We start from the raw sequence: 17,515 nt of genomic DNA, 5'->3' as shown, positions 1-17,515 counted from the left end.
TGAGAACCGGTTAAAAGAAAAAGCATTGAAATATAGAGAAGCGACTGCAAAAGCAGTGGTTGACAAAGCATACAAGTATATTCACGAGAGGAGTAATTTGATGATTGAGAAACTAAAGGGAGGATTAATCGTTTCTTGCCAGGCATTGGATTCTGAGCCATTACATGGTTCAGAATTTATGGCAGCAATGGCGCTTGCTGCAAAAATAGGGGGAGCTGTAGGAATCAGAGCAAACGGTTACTCGGATATCAAAAGAATTAAAGAGAAAGTAGATTTACCTATTATAGGGATTCTAAAAAAACATTATCCAGGCTATGATGCATTTATTACCACAACTAAGGCAGATGCACAGCTTGTGGCTGATGCGGGCGCCGACATTATTGCGATAGATGCAACCGACCGTTCAAGGGCAGAAGATTTACAGGAATTAATTGATTTTATAAAGGATAACCTTAACAAAAAAGTGATGGCGGATGTTTCCACGCTAGAGGAAGGTATACGTGCAGAGACTATGGGTTGCGATTTCGTTGGTACTACCCTAGCTGGATATACAGTGAAAACGCAACATTTGAAAAATGGTCCAGCCTTTGAATTATTAGAGAATCTTGTTAAAGCAGTAAACGTTCCTATCATAGCTGAGGGGAGAATTGAAACGCCAGAAGATGCCAGAAAGGCATTAGAGCTTGGTGCTTTTTTTGTTGTAGTAGGTGGAGCAATTACACGTCCTCAGGAAATAACTAAACGATTTGTAAAGGGTATGAACAGCTAAGAAATACATAAGGTGTCTTGTCGTGATTTAAGATAGACAATCAATTATAAAAGGAGCTGATTCAAATGAAAAGAATTCCACTTAGTATGGTGATAAAAGATTTGTCGCATATTCCGCAATACCCGCTTCCAGCTGAATTTCGAATTAGGTTATTTGAAAAAGGTGACGAACATCATTGGGCGTTCGTGGAGGCGAGTGTAGATGAATTTGAAAGCAAAGAAGCTGCTCTAGCGCACTTCTATAAAGAATTTGGACCATATATTGATGAAATGACAAATAGATGCTTATTCATCGAGAATAAAAAGGGAGAAGTGATTGGAACAACAACGGCATGGTATGGTGACTTAAAAGGAGATGGAGAAATAACAGGAAGAATTCATTGGGTAGGAATTGTCCCTGCATATCAAGGACAGAAACTCTCCAAACCTTTACTAAGCGAGGCGATGAATATCTTGGCTAAATATCACTCAAAAGCCTACCTTACATCGCAAACAACAAGTTACCAAGCAGTTAATATGTACTTAAACTATGGGTTTAAACCGTTTATCAAAGCTCCAAGCTGTCATGAAGCTTGGTCCTTATTAGAGGATACTTTAGACCGAAAAATATTAAAGTGAGCCAATTTTAAAATTTAAGTAACTACTTGAATCTGAATAATCCTTTTTTGGAGAATTTAACGGTTGCTTTCCACTGAAAGTGCTCAAGTAGTCTTTAATTGTAAACTAAACTATTGAAACAGGTACGGAGTTAGCTGCAATAAGAATAATATATGTGATTAAATTGTGTAGGCAATGGAAATAATGAAAACAAGCTGAGAGTTAGATGGGTACCTATCATGCTGAAGTTTATGCGTTGCTTCCTCAAGCAGAATTAGTTGCTTTGTGTGAATACAATGACAAAAGAAGAGCTGAGGCTTAAGAAATAAAGTATATAAAGAGGATCCATAAGTAAGTCTATAAAAAATTGTTCATGTAGTTTTAGTCATTGATGTGATGTCAAGAGATGGGTTTTCATTGAAAATGAAAATGGCAAAATTCTAATGAATGTTTGACTATTATTAAGTTACAAAACGAATAATTTAATTTCTCTTATTAATATTTACTTAATCTGAAAACTACTTGCAACATACATTAAAATACAATACAATAAAAAACATATATAAGTAATCAACACGGATAAGGAATAGTAAAGATGCCCTTTTGAAAGAAGAGAACTGACGGATGGTGCAAGTCAGTCAAAAACATCTTGAACTCACCTTTGAGTTGCAAGTGTGAACTTTTAGTAATGCTTGCCGTACACCTGCGTTAAAGGATAATGAAGCGAGTGATTTATTCACTAATTGTGGGTGGTACCGCGGGAGATTATACATAATGCCTCTCGTCCCTATTTGGGATGAGCGGCTTTTTATTTTGGTCAAAACAACTTTATGGGAGGATTTAAGATGAGTTTTAATCATCAGAAAATAGAACAGAAATGGCAAAAGTTTTGGGAAGAAAACAAGACTTTTAAAACAAGTGAAGAAAAAAGCAAGAAAAAGTTTTATGCTTTAGACATGTTTCCATACCCATCTGGAGCAGGGCTGCATGTTGGGCATCCAGAAGGCTATACAGCAACAGATATTCTCTCTCGTATGAAAAGGATGCAGGATTTTAATGTTCTTCATCCAATGGGGTGGGATGCATTTGGTTTACCTGCAGAACAATATGCGCTGGATACGGGTAACCATCCAGCTGAATTTACACAAAAAAACATCGACACATTCCGACGTCAAATTAAATCATTAGGCTTTTCCTATGATTGGGATCGCGAAATTAACACAACAGATCCAGAATATTATAAGTGGACACAATGGATTTTTCTCAAATTGTATGAAATGGGCTTAGCTTATGTTGATGAAGTAGCAGTAAATTGGTGTCCAGCATTAGGAACGGTTTTAGCTAATGAAGAAGTTATTGATGGTAAGAGTGAACGTGGTGGACATCCAGTTGAAAGACGTCCGATGCGTCAATGGGTATTAAAAATAACAGCATATGCTGATCGTTTGTTAGAAGATTTAGATGAAGTAGATTGGCCAGAAAGTATTAAAGAAATGCAAAGAAATTGGATTGGCCGTTCAGAAGGAGCAGAAGTTACCTTCCAAATTGACAATCATGATGAGACATTCACTGTCTTTACAACAAGACCGGATACATTATTTGGTGCAACTTATGCTGTGCTTGCTCCTGAACATGCTTTAGTAGAGAAAATTACAACTTCAGAGCAAAAGGCAGCTGTAGAAGCTTACTTAGAAAAGGTTAAAAGTAAGAGTGATTTAGAAAGAACGGACTTAGCGAAAGAGAAGACGGGTGTATTTACTGGTGCTTACGCGATCAATCCAGCAAATGGCGAAAAAATGCCAATCTGGATCGCTGATTATGTCCTTGTCAGCTACGGTACAGGAAGTATTATGGCTGTACCTGCACATGATGAAAGAGACTATGAATTTGCTAAAACATTTGGTTTACCAATTAAAGAAGTGGTAGCTGGAGGAAATGTAGAAACAGAGGCCTATACTGGTGATGGGGAACATGTAAATTCTGATTTTCTAAATGGTTTAAATAAAGAAGAAGCTATTGTCAAAATGATTACTTGGTTAGAAGGGAAAGAAATAGGAACGAAGAAAATCACTTACAGACTTCGTGATTGGCTATTTAGCCGCCAGCGCTATTGGGGCGAGCCAATTCCTATTATCCATTGGGAAGATGGCACAATGACAGGTGTTCCAGAAGAGGAATTACCTTTGACACTTCCAGAAACATCTGAAATTAGGCCATCTGGAACAGGTGAATCTCCGTTAGCAAATATTTCAGAATGGGTAAACGTTGTAGATCCTGTTACTGGAAAAAAAGGCAGACGTGAAACAAATACCATGCCGCAATGGGCTGGAAGCAGCTGGTATTACTTGCGTTATATTGATCCAAAAAATAACGAGCAGATTGCTGATCCTGAAAAAATTAAAGAATGGCTTCCAGTCGATATGTATATCGGTGGAGTAGAACACGCTGTCTTGCATCTTCTATATGCACGCTTCTGGCATAAAGTACTTTATGATTTAGGTGTTGTTCCTACGAAAGAACCATTCCAAAAATTATACAACCAAGGAATGATCCTCGGTGAAAATAATGAAAAAATGAGTAAATCAAAAGGAAATGTCGTAAATCCAGATGAAATTGTAGCTAGTCATGGTGCAGATACACTTCGTCTGTATGAAATGTTTATGGGACCATTAGATGCTGCAATTGCATGGTCAACAAATGGACTTGATGGTTCAAGAAGATTCCTAGATCGAATTTGGCGATTGTTAGTGGATGATAATGGAGAGCTTACTTCTAAAGTTCAAGATATAGAGGAAATGAAGGCGCTAGATAAAATTTATCATCAAACAGTGAAAAAGGTAACAGAGGATTTTGAAGCACTTCGCTTCAATACGGCCATTTCGCAAATGATGGTGTTTATCAATGAATGTTATAAAGCAGATCGTATTCCGAAGAAATATGTGGAAGGATTCGTGAAATTGCTTTCTCCAATTTGCCCACATATTACAGAAGAGCTATGGCAGATCATTACTGGTTCTAACCAATCCATTGCCTATGAAGCATGGCCAGCATATGATGAGGCAAAATTGGTTGATGATGAAGTCGAAATTGTCATTCAAATTAACGGTAAAGTGAAAGCGAAACTAATGGTTCCGGCGGATGCTAATAAAGATGCTCTAGAGCAGATTGCTATGGAGGATAGCCAAGTTAAAGAGCAAATTGATGGCAAGCAAGTACGTAAAGTTATTGCTGTTCCTGGTAAATTAGTTAATATCGTTGCAAATTAAAAGGGAAGAGGCTGTCTTTTTTGACAGCCTCCTCTTTCTGTCAATTAGGCAGACTAATTGCATAACATAGTCATATAATCTATATTACAATGAGAGAAACTATATACACAGTATAAAAGGTGATAATGGAGGAAATAAAATGGATACGATAAAAACAATTACTACTGAGGAATTAGAGGAAAAGCTGACTAATGAAGAAAAGCTAGAATTAGTTGATGTTCGGGAAGACGAAGAAGTAGCAGAAGGAATTATTCCTGGAGCAAAACACATTCCGATGAATAGCATCCCTGAAAATTTAGATTACTTTTCAAAAGATAAAGAATATATCATGATTTGCCGCTCAGGCAGACGAAGCGAAAATGTATGTTACTATTTGCAAGACCAAGGCTACAAAGTGGTAAATATGGAAGGCGGCATGCTAAATTGGCATGGCAAAACAATTTAAAGGCTGATAAGCTTAATATAAGCGAAAGAGCTCAAAGATAAGGTATTATTTACCTTCATTCTTTGAGCTTTTTTATATGGACTTCGTTTATACATAAAACTTAAATGAAAGCTAAAAGTGTCTACACTATGAAAGTATAAGAATAGTTTTTTAAGAAATTAAAAGAAAGTTAAAAGTTTTCGTGAAATTGATTGAATAGTAAGAATTTTGTCTATCCTTTAATTATAATCTACAAAATAATAGGGAGAGGAAGAAAAGATGATTAAAGTAAAATTATTTGATCAAGAGCACGAGAAGGATCTAGAATTACAGATGAATAAATTTTTACAGAAAATAGATGAGAAGAAATTAATCGATATCAAATACAATGTCGCGGCCATGCAAGAGGATGAGGAGGATCAAATCTATTGTTTCTCCTCCATGATTATTTACAGAACTTAAAAAAGAGAAAAATAAAAAGCAGAGTGACTTTATGGAAAGCACCTCTGCTTATTTTTTACTCGCTTTTAGCAACTGAAGCAGCATTGACACCTGCCAGCCTTCCCGTTACAAAAGCTGATGTAATATTATAACCTCCAGTATATCCGTGAATATCTAATATTTCACCACAGAAGAATAATCCTTCCGTCATTTTCGATTCCATTGTCTTAGGTGCAATTTCCTTAATAGATACACCACCGCCAGTGACAAAAGCTTTTTCTATCGGTAACGTTCCGTTTACATCAAAGGTGAAAGCTTTACATAGACCAACAAATACTCTTATTTTATCTTGAGAAATAGTCGCACATGGAGCAGCTGGATCGATATTTGCTAGCTCCAGCAAATATAATAAATAGCGCTCTATCAATAGACCTTTTAACGTATTTTTAATTGCTTTCTTTGGTTCAGTTTTTAGTAATTTCATTGTATCTTGTAAAAGCTTTTCTTCTTTTTTATCTGGAAATGAATCAATGGAAACTTTCACTTCCTCTAAATTCCATTTTTTCTTTGCCTTCACGACAAATTGGCTGCAGCGTAATACAGCTGGGCCGCTAATGCCAAAGTGGGTGAAAATCATATCCATTTGATGGGTAATAATAGGCTTGCCTTTTGGGTTAAGCACACTTAATGCTACATCTCTTAGCGAAACCCCTTGTAAGGTTTTATTTTGAATAAATGCTTCTTTCGAAGTGATAGGTACTTCTGTTGGAAATAAATCCGTTATTGTATGCCCTGCTTTTTTAGCCCATGCATAACCATCCCCTGTAGAACCAGTATGTGGAACAGATTTACCACCAACTGCAATGATTAGTGACTTACAGGTTTTAGTTTCACCATTTTGTAGAATCACCGTTTTTGTTTTATTTTCATGATAGTTAACTGTCTTAACTGGGGAATTTGTCTGAATGGTTACCCCTAATCTATCTAGTTCGCTTAATAAGGCATCTACGACTGATTGTGCTTTGTTAGAGACAGGAAACATTCTTCCATGATCTTCTTCCTTTAAAGCAATTCCCAGGTTTTCGAAAAAAGCGATAATATCTTCATTGTTAAATTCAGAAAATCCACTGTAGAGAAAACGACCATTTCCGGGAATATGTTTTATAATTTCCTCTATTGGAAGCCGGTTGGTCACGTTACAACGGCCTCCTCCTGAAATTGCTAATTTTCTGCCAAGCTTATTTCCCTTATCGATTAGTAATACTTTCGGCTTTTGTTCCGCCGCTCCAATTGCAGCCATTAATCCTGATGGTCCTCCGCCAATCACGATTACATCATATTGCATATTACATCCTACTTTCTTGAAGAAGTATCGTTTTTTTTGCTATTATTTTAGTTTGTATCTATCTTTTAAAGGAATATGTCAGTGACTCATTTATTTAAAAAAGAGGTTATTTCCTTTTATTGTGAGCCATATCAGCATCATGCTTTTTATTAAAAGTAGCGTTTCTTTTTAAGAAAGGGTACACTACTAATAGTGTGTTAGAAAATGTTCATATTTACTTTTAGTCGAATATATTTTATTGCCTATTTTCATGGTAAAATACTTATTTGTGTAACGTTTTAAGAGAGCTTCGTTTAAGGAAGGGATTTTATGTCATCAAAATTGCTTAAAGGCACATTTATTTTAACACTTGGGACTATCATATCCAAAGCGTTAGGTTTATTTTATGTTATACCATTCAATATGATTGTCGGAAAACAAGGGACAGTGCTATATCAATATTCTTATGTAGCTTATACTATTGTAATAAGTATTGCAACAGCTGGTATTCCATTGGCTGTAAGTAAATTTATTTCGAAATATAATGCAATGGGAGAATATAAAGTTGGAAGAAGATTATTTAAGTCAGGATTAATGATCATGCTGGCAAGTGGGGTTCTGTCTTTTTTAGCTTTATATGCAGCAGCTCCCTTTCTAGCCGGGCTTATTATATCAGACGATGACTTGACCTCAACCGTAGGGCAGGTTACAACAGTTATCCGCGCAGTTAGCTTTGCGTTGATTGTCGTTCCATTTATGAGTTTAATCAGAGGCTTTTTTCAGGGACATGATGCAATGGCACCTTCAGCTGTCTCGACAGTAATCGAGCAGATTGTTCGGATTGTTTTCTTACTTGGCGGGTCAGCTATTGTTCTGTTTTTATTAAAAGGAAAGTTGATTACAGCAGTAAGTATTTCCGTTTTTGCTGCGTTTGTTGGAGCAATAGGGGGACTTGCTGTGCTGTTATTGTATTGGAGAAAAAGTAAAGACGAGTATGATAATCTTTTATTATATGATAAAGGCATGCAGACAGATATTCGTCTGCGCTCTATGTATAAAGAAATTCTTTTGTCTGCTGCTCCGTTTGTTTTCGTGGGAGTTGCGAATCCTTTATTTCAGGCAATCGATACCGTCACTTTTAACCGTGCGATGAGTAGTATTGGGCTAAGTTCAATTTCTGAAACAGCCTTAAATATTTTTAATTACCAAACCCATAAAATCATTATTATTCCTGTATCGCTTGCAACTGGTTTTTCAATGGCATTAATTCCAATGATTACAAGAGCCTTTATAAAAGAGGATCATACCGGTCTTGCCACAAACTTAAATCAAACTTTCCAAGTCTTATTATTTATTACTTTGCCAGCATGTATTGGCCTTTCTGTTCTAGCAGAGCCGGTGTATCGGTTGTTTTATGGGACAGAAGATCTTCTAATGGGTGCAGAAGTGCTAAGATTGTATGCTCCTGTTGCCATTCTTTTTTCCCTTTATCCAGTTACCGCGTCCATCTTACAAGGGTTAAATGAGCAACGATTTACTATATTAAGTTTATTAGTAGGGATTTTAATTAAATTAAGCTTAAATATCCCGTTCATAGAAAGATGGGAAACAAATGGCGCTATCCTTGCAACTTCATTAGGGTATACAGTATCTATCTTAATTAATTTGGGAGTAATAAAAGCATATGCAAATTATTCCTATAAAATAGTTATTCGAAGAAGCATTCTCATCATTGGATTTTCGATAATGATGTATATCATAACAGATATTGTCTATTCATTACTCCGTTTATTTTTATCAACAGAGTCTGTTGTAGCTTCTTTATTAATGGTTGTAATTGTAGCTGTTTTTGGAGTCCTCATGTACGTTTATTTAGCTTACCGCTCCAAATTGGTTTATCGCATTTTTGGAGAGCAAGCTTTTAAAATAAAACAAAAACTAAGACTTCCTTTTTAATTTAGTAGAAACAATAGGAAGCAAGCTTATAAATAATAGAAAAGAGCCTTTAAAAACAGAAATAATAGATAGAGGTTGAGTTTATATGCGAATAGATAAAATGCTCGCTAATTTAGGGTATGGAAGCAGAAAAGAAGTGAAAATGCTCCTGAAAAATAAGGCAGTAAAAGTAAATGATGTAATTATTAAAGATGCAAAGCATCAAGTAGATCCTGAAAAGGACGAAGTATCGTTAAATAATGAAATAGTCGAATATAAAGAGTTTATTTACTTAATGATGAATAAGCCGCCTGGCATTATTTCTGCAACTGAAGATACAAGAGAAGAAACAGTGGTAGACATTCTGCAAATAGAGGATTCCGTTTATAATCCTTTTCCTGTAGGTAGGTTGGATAAGGATACAGAGGGATTACTTCTGCTCACAAATGATGGGAAATTAGCGCATCGTTTATTATCTCCCAAAAAACATGTTCCGAAAACGTACTTTGCTGTTATCAGAGGGGAAGTAGGCGAAGAGGATGTCGAGGCGTTTAAAAAGGGTGTTGTTTTAGATGATGGATACCTTACGAAGCCTGGTCACCTAGTAATATTAAAAGCTGGCGAAACTTCTGATATTGAACTAACGATTTCGGAAGGGAAATTTCATCAAGTGAAAAGAATGTTTGAAAGTGTTGGGAAAAAAGTTGTTTATTTAAAACGGATTTCCATGGGACCACTAGAACTGGATGAAACACTAGAGCTTGGAGAATATCGGGAGTTGACAGAAGAAGAAATAGAGCTGTTAAGAAACTATGAAGTAAAATAATTACATGGGGTTTTAATAGCTCCTATTAGCGGAATGAAAGTAAAAACCTTACTTGGATTTTAGGAAAATATCAATCCTTTCCTGAAAATCTAGTAAGGTTTTTGCTTTTTATTATACAAATTTTAATCTTAAGTTCGTTCCATTCGTTTTAGGATGTCATTTTTACTTTTTTTCTAGTTGTTGTCCATTTTCCACGACTTGGACTTTGTACCAAGTCATTATAAGCTAACACATTCAAATCTCTTTGAATCGTTCGCGGAGTAATACCAAATTCCTCCACTAGCTCTTGTGTTGTAACAGTTCCACGCTTACTAATAAACATGTAGACGGATTTGATACGGTTTAACATCCGGTTAGTTGAAGGTTTCAATAAACCACTCCCTATCCTTTTTTCAAACCTTTGGCAAATTCCAGCGACCGACAGCTTATTTGAAGAGTAAAATCTTCAAGCGTATGTAATTTTCTTTTCCACAGACAACCCCTTTTCAACTGGTTAAATAAATAGTGAAATAGTTAATAGAATGAAATTCTATATAAATATTGTACCCCTATTTACTAATATATTCTACATTATTTGCGTTAATTTACAAAATATTTGCTTATTTATGTCTTAATTTACCACCCCCTGCAGGGTTTCTTTACATTCATCATATGGAATTTATGTTTATGATATGAATAAAAATGCAAAAAGTAAGTAAATAATTTTATTTCCCGATTTTTATGGTTGATAAACCAAATGGAATAAAAAATAAAACGGATAAGCTTTTTTAAATTTCCTTTATATTCATTTTAAAATCCTCAATCATTCTTCGATGGCTCCCGACCATTTTTTCTGGTAGTTCATCAAAATTGAAATATCGGAGACTGAATGCCTCTTCTTGATCATTTTTGAGCTTTCCTTCATATTCTGAAGTGCAGTAGGCAGTTGTTACAGTGTAAAATGGATCTCCATTTGCTGCCACCGCAAAATAATCTTTTCCAGAATAAACGGATAGTAATTGAAGATTCATTACTTGAAGACCCGTTTCTTCGAAAACTTCTCGTTTTGCTGTTTCTTCTGTACTTTCTCCTAATTCCATTAATCCACCGGGTAAACCCCACACATGTTTAGGATGTTTTCTCTCTTGCAAAAGTACTTTCTGGTCTTTAGTGAACAGGATAACTACGGCTCCAACGAGAATAACAGGCATTTTTCCGACAAGCTTTCTTAAATCTTCTACATATCCCAATTAAATACATTCCTTCCATATGCTAGATTAAATATAGTATAGCTTTGTTTTTAATAAAAGGTATACTATACTTAATAATAATTTAGTGAAATAGGGATTTAAAGCTTTTATTTTTCATATAAAGCGTTTTATGATATGTTTTTCCTATAATATATTTATAAGCTTGCAAGGAGGCAGCTATGAGTTCAATTGATTGGTTAAATGAAGTACATAATCGTAAAGATAGTTTTATTAAGGATTTGCAAGGGCTGTTACAAATAAAGAGTGTGTTAGATGAAGAAAATGCAACAGAGGATGCACCTTTTGGAAAAGGCGTGAAAGAGGCATTAACCTATATGCTATCATTAGGTGAAAAAGATGGTTTTGTTAGTAAGAATGTAAAAAATGTTGCTGGACATTTACTTTATGGTGAGGGGGCAGAAAGCGTTGGGGTTCTTTGCCATGTAGATGTTGTTCCTGAGGGAGATGGATGGACAAGTGACCCTTACAAGGCAGAGATTCGCGATGGTAAAATATTCGCAAGAGGCGCTTTAGATGATAAAGGCCCTACAATGGCTGCTTACTATGCAATGAAAATTGTGAAGGAGCTGCACCTTCCCTTAACGAAAGAGATTCGAATGATTATTGGAACCGATGAAGAAAGTGATTGGAGATGTGTAGATACTTATTTCCAAGAAGAAAGTATGCCTACAATCGGATTTGCCCCTGATGCAGATTTTCCGATTATTTATGCGGAAAAAGGAATTTCTGATTTTGACATCGTACAAAAATACACTGAAGCATCTAGCGATTCTGGTGAAGTTAAAATTCTCCGTTTTTCATCAGGTAGAAGATATAATATGGTCCCAGACTTTGCGCAAGCTGTGTTAGAAGTCAAAGAAGGAGCGCAAACGGAGGTTATTCAACGATATCAAAATTATTTGAAACTTGAAAATATCCCTGGCCGCTATTTAGTTGATAATGGCGATTTAGTTTTAGAGTTAGAAGGAGTTTCAGCACATGGTCTAGAGCCTAATAATGGGATAAATGCTGGATTAAAGCTGGCTAATTTTCTCGTAGAGTTAGAATTGGATGAAAAAGCGGACCATTATTTTCAATTTGTAAAAAACTTCTTTGTGAATGATTCTAGAGGAAAAAAACTTGGTATCGATTATGAGGATGAGATAACAGGAGAGCTGACCCTAAATGCTGGGATTTTGGATTATCAGGCAGATCATGGTGGAAAAATAGGACAGACAGTACGTTATCCTGTCACAAATGATATGGATCAAACAAAAGAAAAATTAATAAAATTACTAGCAGAATATAATTTCAGTCTTGAAAACTTTTCGGATTCTAAACCGCATTATGTAGAAAAAGACTCTGAATTAATTCAGACACTAAGTAAGGTCTATGAAGAGCAAACTGGTGAAAAGGCGAAGCTATTATCAATTGGTGGAGGCACTTATGCCAGATCGCTAGAAAAAGGGGTTGCATTCGGACCACTCTTTCCAGGAAGAGAAGATATTGCACACAAAAAAGATGAATATATGTATATAGAAGATTTGTTGAAGGCAACTGCTATTTATGCACAAGCAATATATGAATTAGCTAAATAAAGTTTTATTAAAGGAGAAGAGAAAATGAGAATGGTGTTAATGAATGGGGAATTTATACCAAGAGAACAAGCGAAAGTAGATATTGAAGATAGAGGTTATCAGTTTGGCGATGGAATATATGAAGTAATCCGTGTGTACAATGGTAAAATGTTCATGGCAAAGGAACATCTTGAACGATTATCTGCAAGCAGTGAGAAAATAGGCATAGCTATTTCTTATTCTATCTCAGAATTAACCACTCTTTTAGAAGAGTTAATTGCCAAAAACTCATTAAGCACCGGTATCATTTATATGCAATTCACAAGAGGCGTGAGCCCGCGAAATCATAGTTACCCAACAGAAGCTGTTACTCCAACGTTTGTAGCTTATACTAAGATGTTAAATAGACCACTTGATAATCTAGAGAATGGGGTGAGTACCATTACAGTAGAAGATATTAGATGGTCAAGATGTGATATAAAAAGTTTAAATTTGCTTGGTAATGTAATGGCGAAACAAAAAGCTACAGAAGCAGATTGTTATGAAAGCATCCAGTATAGAGAATTATCTGTAACAGAAGGAAGCTCTTCAAATATATGGATTGTAAATGGAGAAAAGATTCAAACACATGAAGCGAATCAATTTATATTAAATGGAATTACCAGACAAAAAATTATTCAATTATGTGGCGAAAATGGGATTGAGGTTGAAGAAAAGGCATTTTCTATCGAAGATTTAATCGATGCAGACGAAGTTTTTTTATCCAGCACAACTTCCGAAGTTACACCAATCGTTTCTGTGAATAATGTCCCCGTTAAGGAAGGAAAAGTTGGAGAAATGACAAAAAAACTCCAAAATTTATTTGTTGAAGCAATCATTAGTGAGTGTGGACAAATAAGCAATTAGCATTTGCTAAATAAAAATAAAAATGAGTTGTTTCAGTCTGGCTAATAGCCATGTCTCTGAGACAACTCATTTTTTTTAAGAAAGTAATTCAATGGAAAATAAGGTATAGTAAGATATATATTTCTAAAACATCGTACAGATACGGTTAAAATTAATCCGATAGGTTATATAATAGAATAAAGTTACTAGGAGCAAAGACAAAACAAAGACAGGCTGTTCTCCATAAAGTATATTTCTTATAAAGGATGCCAGGTCATGCATTAAGGGGCCGGAATTTAATGAATTTTATGAGGAAACAACACTCTGGAGAAAAAGGCTAAAAGGAAGATTAGATATGAAAACGACTATTCCGCATTATTTTATTGGTATTAAGCCAGATGTACAAGTTATAAATGAAATAGAAAAGATGCGAAAAGAGTTACAAATAAAATTTCCTTTTAAAAGATGGGTACATCCTTTAGATTATCATATTACACTTGCCTTTTTAGGAAGTGCCTCCGATGAACAAAGGGAAAAGTTACAAACTCTTTTAAATCAATTCCCTTTAAGTACCGATTTTCAAATACATATAGATCATTTGGGTGTTTTCGGCCAGCGACAAAGTCCGAGGATATTCTGGGCAGGGATGAAAGAAGAGCAGAAACTGGTTGAGTTAAGAAATCAGGTCTTTGCTGCAAGCAGCAAGGCTGGTTTTCAGTTAGAAACGCGGCCATTTCATCCACATATGACTTTAGCAAGAAAATGGAAGGAAGACTCCATCTTTTCAGAGCAGGAGTTAAACGAGTTTGCATTGCCTAAAAATTTAATTTCTAATATTGATAGTATTCATCTGTTTCAAACACATATGGATAAAATACCTAAATATGAGATAATAAAAAGTTACAGCTTTCATAATCACAAGCAATAGAAACATGTAATATAGGGGGGAAAAGCTTGGCGCAGTTAATCAAATTACAAGATTACGTTTCGCGATATGAGCAGAACATCGTCTTGTATCCATCACGTTTCGTTCGTTTAAAAAAGCAACAGTGGACAGGGCTAAAGAGAGCTTTTGATACAAAAGACAGAAGTCTCTTTTACATAGAGAACCCAATAGAAGACAACTGGTTAATGGAAAAACCGACTTTGCTGGAAAGAGTAAAGAAAACTATCTTAAATCGCAATAAGTTGGAAGAAACAGAAGTGGCAAAAATAAATGATAGCCAAAAAAAGGAAGAAGATGAAGAAGAACTAGACTTCGATTACGATGCCAAAAAATATAAACATCCACAATCAATCGATGAGTTAAAACAGCAATTTCTAAATCAATTATTTGAATTTCAGCTAAAATGGGCCAGTTCTACGCTCACAGAAATGTCAGAAGTAAAAAAAACACTTTATTATGATGATTTATTAAAATATTTCTTGCAAAGATTCCCAGATACATTTTTGGTTCTCTATCAACCGCTGTTCCAATTGAAGAATGCTCCGGTTGAATTGGACACCATTATAGTTACACCAACAGAAGTTTGGTGTATACATGTTCTAGAAGCGGAGAACTCAGCAGTATTTGTTGGTTCGAATGATAAATTTTGGCTTAAAAAAAAGGGGGATAAGGAGAAAAAGATTCTTAGTCCTGTCATATCTATAAACAGAACAGAGAAAATTGTAAAGGGTATTCTAGAAAAGTATGACATCACTTTACCTGTACAAAAAGTAATTCTTACTCGAAATGGCTATGTTGATTTTCCAGCACCACCATATGATTTGAAAATTATCGAAAAAAGAAACTATGAAGATTGGTTTTATAAAATGAGAAATAACCATTCGCCAATTAAAGCAATTCAATTAAAAGCAGCAGAAAGTCTTTTACATTATGGTTTGACGAATTCAAAAAGAAGGTATGAATGGGATACAGAGGAATCATAAGCAATAATGGGGAAGTTGAGAATAGATGGATTTTCATGAGAAAAGGGAGTTGAGGGATTTGTTATCGATAAGAAGGAGTTTCTTTGCCTATTTAGATGAAATGTCATTAATAACTGTTCTACTTCCCTATTCGTATTTTCATGGGGAATCAACATCATTTATATTAAGAGGGGATAAACAAGCTACTAATCTTGTGATTGAATCCAAAGAAAAAATGCAGCATTTCGTCAAGTACAAATGCCGTGCGCATGATAAGATACAAATCGGACAAAAATATGAAGTTGAAGATGGAAATAAAGGTGTGACAGATTTACAGATAGGTGCGGTTATCAGAACACCTTTATTTGATAAGCAATTTTATTATGATGGACCACTAGGTGTTCATTATGCTTCCGATCAGAGCACTTTCTATCTGTGGGCTCCCACTGCCCAACAAGTGAAATTAGTGCTGCAATCCCCAGATTCATCTAGTAAGGAAAGACGAATCGTAGAGATGGAAAGACAAGAAAAAGGCGTTTGGAAAACAACCTATTTAGCAGATTTGGAAGGTTATTATTACAGCTATCTAGTCCTTATTAACTTGGAATGGAAAGAAGCGATTGATCCATATGCTGTCGCTGTTTCTGTAAATGGGGAAACAGGAGTAATCGTTGACTTAAATAAAACCAAAAGGCAGAAACCAGTCTTGCCGCCGTTAGAACAGAGTGTAGATAGTATCATCTACGAAGCGCATATTCGCGATTTAACGATACATCCTGACAGTGGAATTCAGCAAAAGGGCAAATATGTTGGAGTGGCAGAATTAAATACGCGTACGCCCCGAAACAATCTGTCAGGACTAACCTATATTAAAAACTTAGGTGTTACCCATATAGAGTTTCTCCCAGTACATGACTTTGAAGAAATTGATGAGTTAGAGGTACTAAAAAAATATAATTGGGGCTATAACCCTTCCCATTATAATGTTCCAGAGGGCAGTTACTCAACAAACCCAATGGATCCTTATGTAAGAATTAATGAATTGAAAGAAATGATTCATGCTGTACAGGAACAAGGCATTCGTGTCATTTTGGATGTTGTGTATAATCATGTCTATAAAAAGGAAGATTCCTCTTTTGAAAAAATCGTTCCAGGTTATTACTTCCGCTATGATAAGCATGGTATGCCAGCAAATGGAACTGGAGTAGGGAATGACATTGCTTCTGAACGATCGATGGTAAGGAGATTCATTGTGGATTCCGTTCGTTTTTGGATAGAAGAGTATCAAATAGATGGATTACGGTTCGATTTGATGGGGATACTTGATTGCCAAACTATGAATGAAGTCCGGTCAATTTGTGATAATATTGATAAGAGCATCATAATTATTGGAGAAGGCTGGGATCTTGCAACTCCTATCAACCATGATGAGAAAGCCATTATTGCTAATCAACAGTCGCTGCCTGGTATTGGCCAGTTTAATGATCAATTTAGAGATAAAATAAAGGGGAGCACCTTTGATCAATATGATCGAGGGTACGCGCTTGGAAATAAGCAATATAAAGGAGAAATTGCTGAATTATTAGCTGGAAGCGTTGGAATCTATAAAGAGGGTGGCATGTTTCTTGAACCAGGGCAATCTGTAAACTATGTGGAATCACATGATAATCATACATTATGGGATAAAATTGATATTTGTTTTCCAGAGGCATCAGATGAAGAGAAAAGGAGAAAACATCGACTGGCAACTTCTCTCGTTCTTATAAGTCAGGGAATCCCTTTCTTGCATTCAGGACAGGAATTTTTCCGCACAAAATTTGGTGTGGAAAATAGTTATCAATCGCCTGATGAGATTAATCAGTTAGATTGGAATAGAAAAGACCAATTCTTAATGAATGTTGACTATATAAAAGGATTAATTTCCCTAAGAAAAAATAATCGTGCTTTTCGCTTACGATCTGTGCAGGAAATCCAAAAACATGTAACCATAAATCAGCAAGCAAATAACATTATCCAGTATTGTTTAGATGATTTGCAGCAACTTGGAGAATGGGAAACTATCATCGTATTGATAAATGGTAATGATTCTGCCGAGGAAGGCTTTTGTCCGGAAGATGAATGGAAGATACTTGTGGAAGACGGAATCGTATATGAAGACGACTATCCAACAATACATGGAGATAGCCTAATAGTTAACCCAAGCAGTGTAACGATACTTGCCAAATAGTATGCTATTTGGCAAGTGAGATTATCTATTGCTTGAATAGTGGGAATTTAACAAGAGATGTTCTTAATAGGAGAATCCGATATTTTTTTAATAGAAATATTTATTTTA

At 35.4% G+C, this 17,515-nt stretch carries 15 protein-coding genes, 1 pseudogene and 1 other annotated feature; of the genes and pseudogenes, 13 read left to right on the top strand and 3 right to left on the bottom strand.

Annotated elements, in window-relative coordinates; all coding sequences use genetic code 11:
* Window positions 1-100 precede the first annotated feature (100 nt).
* From NSS71_RS12950 to NSS71_RS12925, 6 genes and pseudogenes are all read left to right on the top strand, one after another.
* Window positions 101-769, top strand: a complete 669-nt coding sequence (locus tag NSS71_RS12950) for an N-acetylmannosamine-6-phosphate 2-epimerase (protein WP_047944517.1) — start codon at window positions 101-103, stop codon at window positions 767-769.
* A gap of 65 nt (window positions 770-834) precedes the next feature.
* On the top strand, window positions 835-1,386 hold the full coding sequence (locus tag NSS71_RS12945; RefSeq protein ID WP_047944516.1) for a GNAT family N-acetyltransferase: 552 nt from the start codon (window positions 835-837) through the stop codon (window positions 1,384-1,386).
* A gap of 205 nt (window positions 1,387-1,591) precedes the next feature.
* Window positions 1,592-1,681, top strand: a pseudogene (locus tag NSS71_RS12940) (hypothetical protein); the annotation flags it as partial.
* 251 nt (window positions 1,682-1,932) lie between these two features.
* Window positions 1,933-2,157: a binding site (T-box leader), on the top strand.
* Between the two features lie 53 nt (window positions 2,158-2,210).
* On the top strand, window positions 2,211-4,631 hold the full coding sequence (gene leuS, locus NSS71_RS12935; RefSeq protein ID WP_047944515.1) for a leucine--tRNA ligase: 2,421 nt from the start codon (window positions 2,211-2,213) through the stop codon (window positions 4,629-4,631).
* Window positions 4,632-4,770: 139 nt separating this feature from the next.
* On the top strand, window positions 4,771-5,076 hold the full coding sequence (locus NSS71_RS12930) for a rhodanese-like domain-containing protein (protein WP_047944514.1): 306 nt from the start codon (window positions 4,771-4,773) through the stop codon (window positions 5,074-5,076).
* 258 nt (window positions 5,077-5,334) lie between these two features.
* Window positions 5,335-5,517, top strand: coding sequence for a sporulation protein Cse60 (locus NSS71_RS12925; protein WP_047944513.1), 183 nt, complete (start codon window positions 5,335-5,337; stop codon window positions 5,515-5,517).
* A 55-nt stretch (window positions 5,518-5,572) separates the two neighbouring features.
* Here NSS71_RS12925 and NSS71_RS12920 read toward each other — a convergent pair whose 3' ends face one another.
* Window positions 5,573-6,841, bottom strand: a complete 1,269-nt coding sequence (locus tag NSS71_RS12920) for a BaiN/RdsA family NAD(P)/FAD-dependent oxidoreductase (RefSeq protein WP_341151750.1) — start codon at window positions 6,839-6,841, stop codon at window positions 5,573-5,575.
* Window positions 6,842-7,150: 309 nt separating this feature from the next.
* On the opposite strand from NSS71_RS12920, the gene NSS71_RS12915 reads away from it, so the two are divergent.
* Both NSS71_RS12915 and NSS71_RS12910 read left to right on the top strand, forming a co-directional pair.
* Window positions 7,151-8,776, top strand: a complete 1,626-nt coding sequence (locus NSS71_RS12915) for a putative polysaccharide biosynthesis protein (RefSeq protein ID WP_047944511.1) — start codon at window positions 7,151-7,153, stop codon at window positions 8,774-8,776.
* Between the two features lie 85 nt (window positions 8,777-8,861).
* Window positions 8,862-9,581, top strand: coding sequence for a pseudouridine synthase (locus NSS71_RS12910; RefSeq protein ID WP_047944510.1), 720 nt, complete (start codon window positions 8,862-8,864; stop codon window positions 9,579-9,581).
* A 148-nt stretch (window positions 9,582-9,729) separates the two neighbouring features.
* Here NSS71_RS12910 and NSS71_RS12905 read toward each other — a convergent pair whose 3' ends face one another.
* Both NSS71_RS12905 and NSS71_RS12900 read right to left on the bottom strand, forming a co-directional pair.
* Entirely contained in the window at window positions 9,730-9,951 is a 222-nt protein-coding gene (locus NSS71_RS12905) for a DeoR family transcriptional regulator (RefSeq protein ID WP_016202849.1), read from the bottom strand.
* 397 nt (window positions 9,952-10,348) lie between these two features.
* A complete protein-coding gene (locus tag NSS71_RS12900; RefSeq protein WP_047944509.1) occupies window positions 10,349-10,810 on the bottom strand; it encodes an NUDIX hydrolase in 462 nt (153 codons plus the stop codon).
* Window positions 10,811-10,989: 179 nt separating this feature from the next.
* On the opposite strand from NSS71_RS12900, the gene pepV reads away from it, so the two are divergent.
* The 5 genes from pepV to pulA all read left to right on the top strand — a co-directional run bounded on the left by pepV (window position 10,990) and on the right by pulA (window position 17,407).
* Entirely contained in the window at window positions 10,990-12,408 is a 1,419-nt protein-coding gene (gene pepV / locus NSS71_RS12895; protein WP_047944508.1) for a dipeptidase PepV, read from the top strand.
* Window positions 12,409-12,432: 24 nt separating this feature from the next.
* Complete coding sequence (gene dat, locus NSS71_RS12890; RefSeq protein ID WP_047944507.1) at window positions 12,433-13,293, top strand: D-amino-acid transaminase; 861 nt, start codon at window positions 12,433-12,435, stop codon at window positions 13,291-13,293.
* A 334-nt stretch (window positions 13,294-13,627) separates the two neighbouring features.
* On the top strand, window positions 13,628-14,200 hold the full coding sequence (thpR, locus tag NSS71_RS12885) for an RNA 2',3'-cyclic phosphodiesterase (RefSeq protein ID WP_061798763.1): 573 nt from the start codon (window positions 13,628-13,630) through the stop codon (window positions 14,198-14,200).
* 26 nt (window positions 14,201-14,226) lie between these two features.
* Window positions 14,227-15,201: a nuclease-related domain-containing protein gene (locus tag NSS71_RS12880; protein ID WP_061798760.1), complete on the top strand. Its 975-nt coding sequence runs from the start codon at window positions 14,227-14,229 to the stop codon at window positions 15,199-15,201.
* Window positions 15,202-15,259: 58 nt separating this feature from the next.
* On the top strand, window positions 15,260-17,407 hold the full coding sequence (gene pulA, locus NSS71_RS12875) for a type I pullulanase (RefSeq protein ID WP_061798798.1): 2,148 nt from the start codon (window positions 15,260-15,262) through the stop codon (window positions 17,405-17,407).
* Window positions 17,408-17,515 lie beyond the last annotated feature (108 nt).

Source organism: Niallia sp. FSL W8-0951 (assembly GCF_038006525.1).
Classification (GTDB): Bacteria; Bacillota; Bacilli; order Bacillales; family Cytobacillaceae; genus Niallia; species Niallia circulans.
This window is presented reverse-complemented; position numbering and strand designations above follow the sequence as displayed.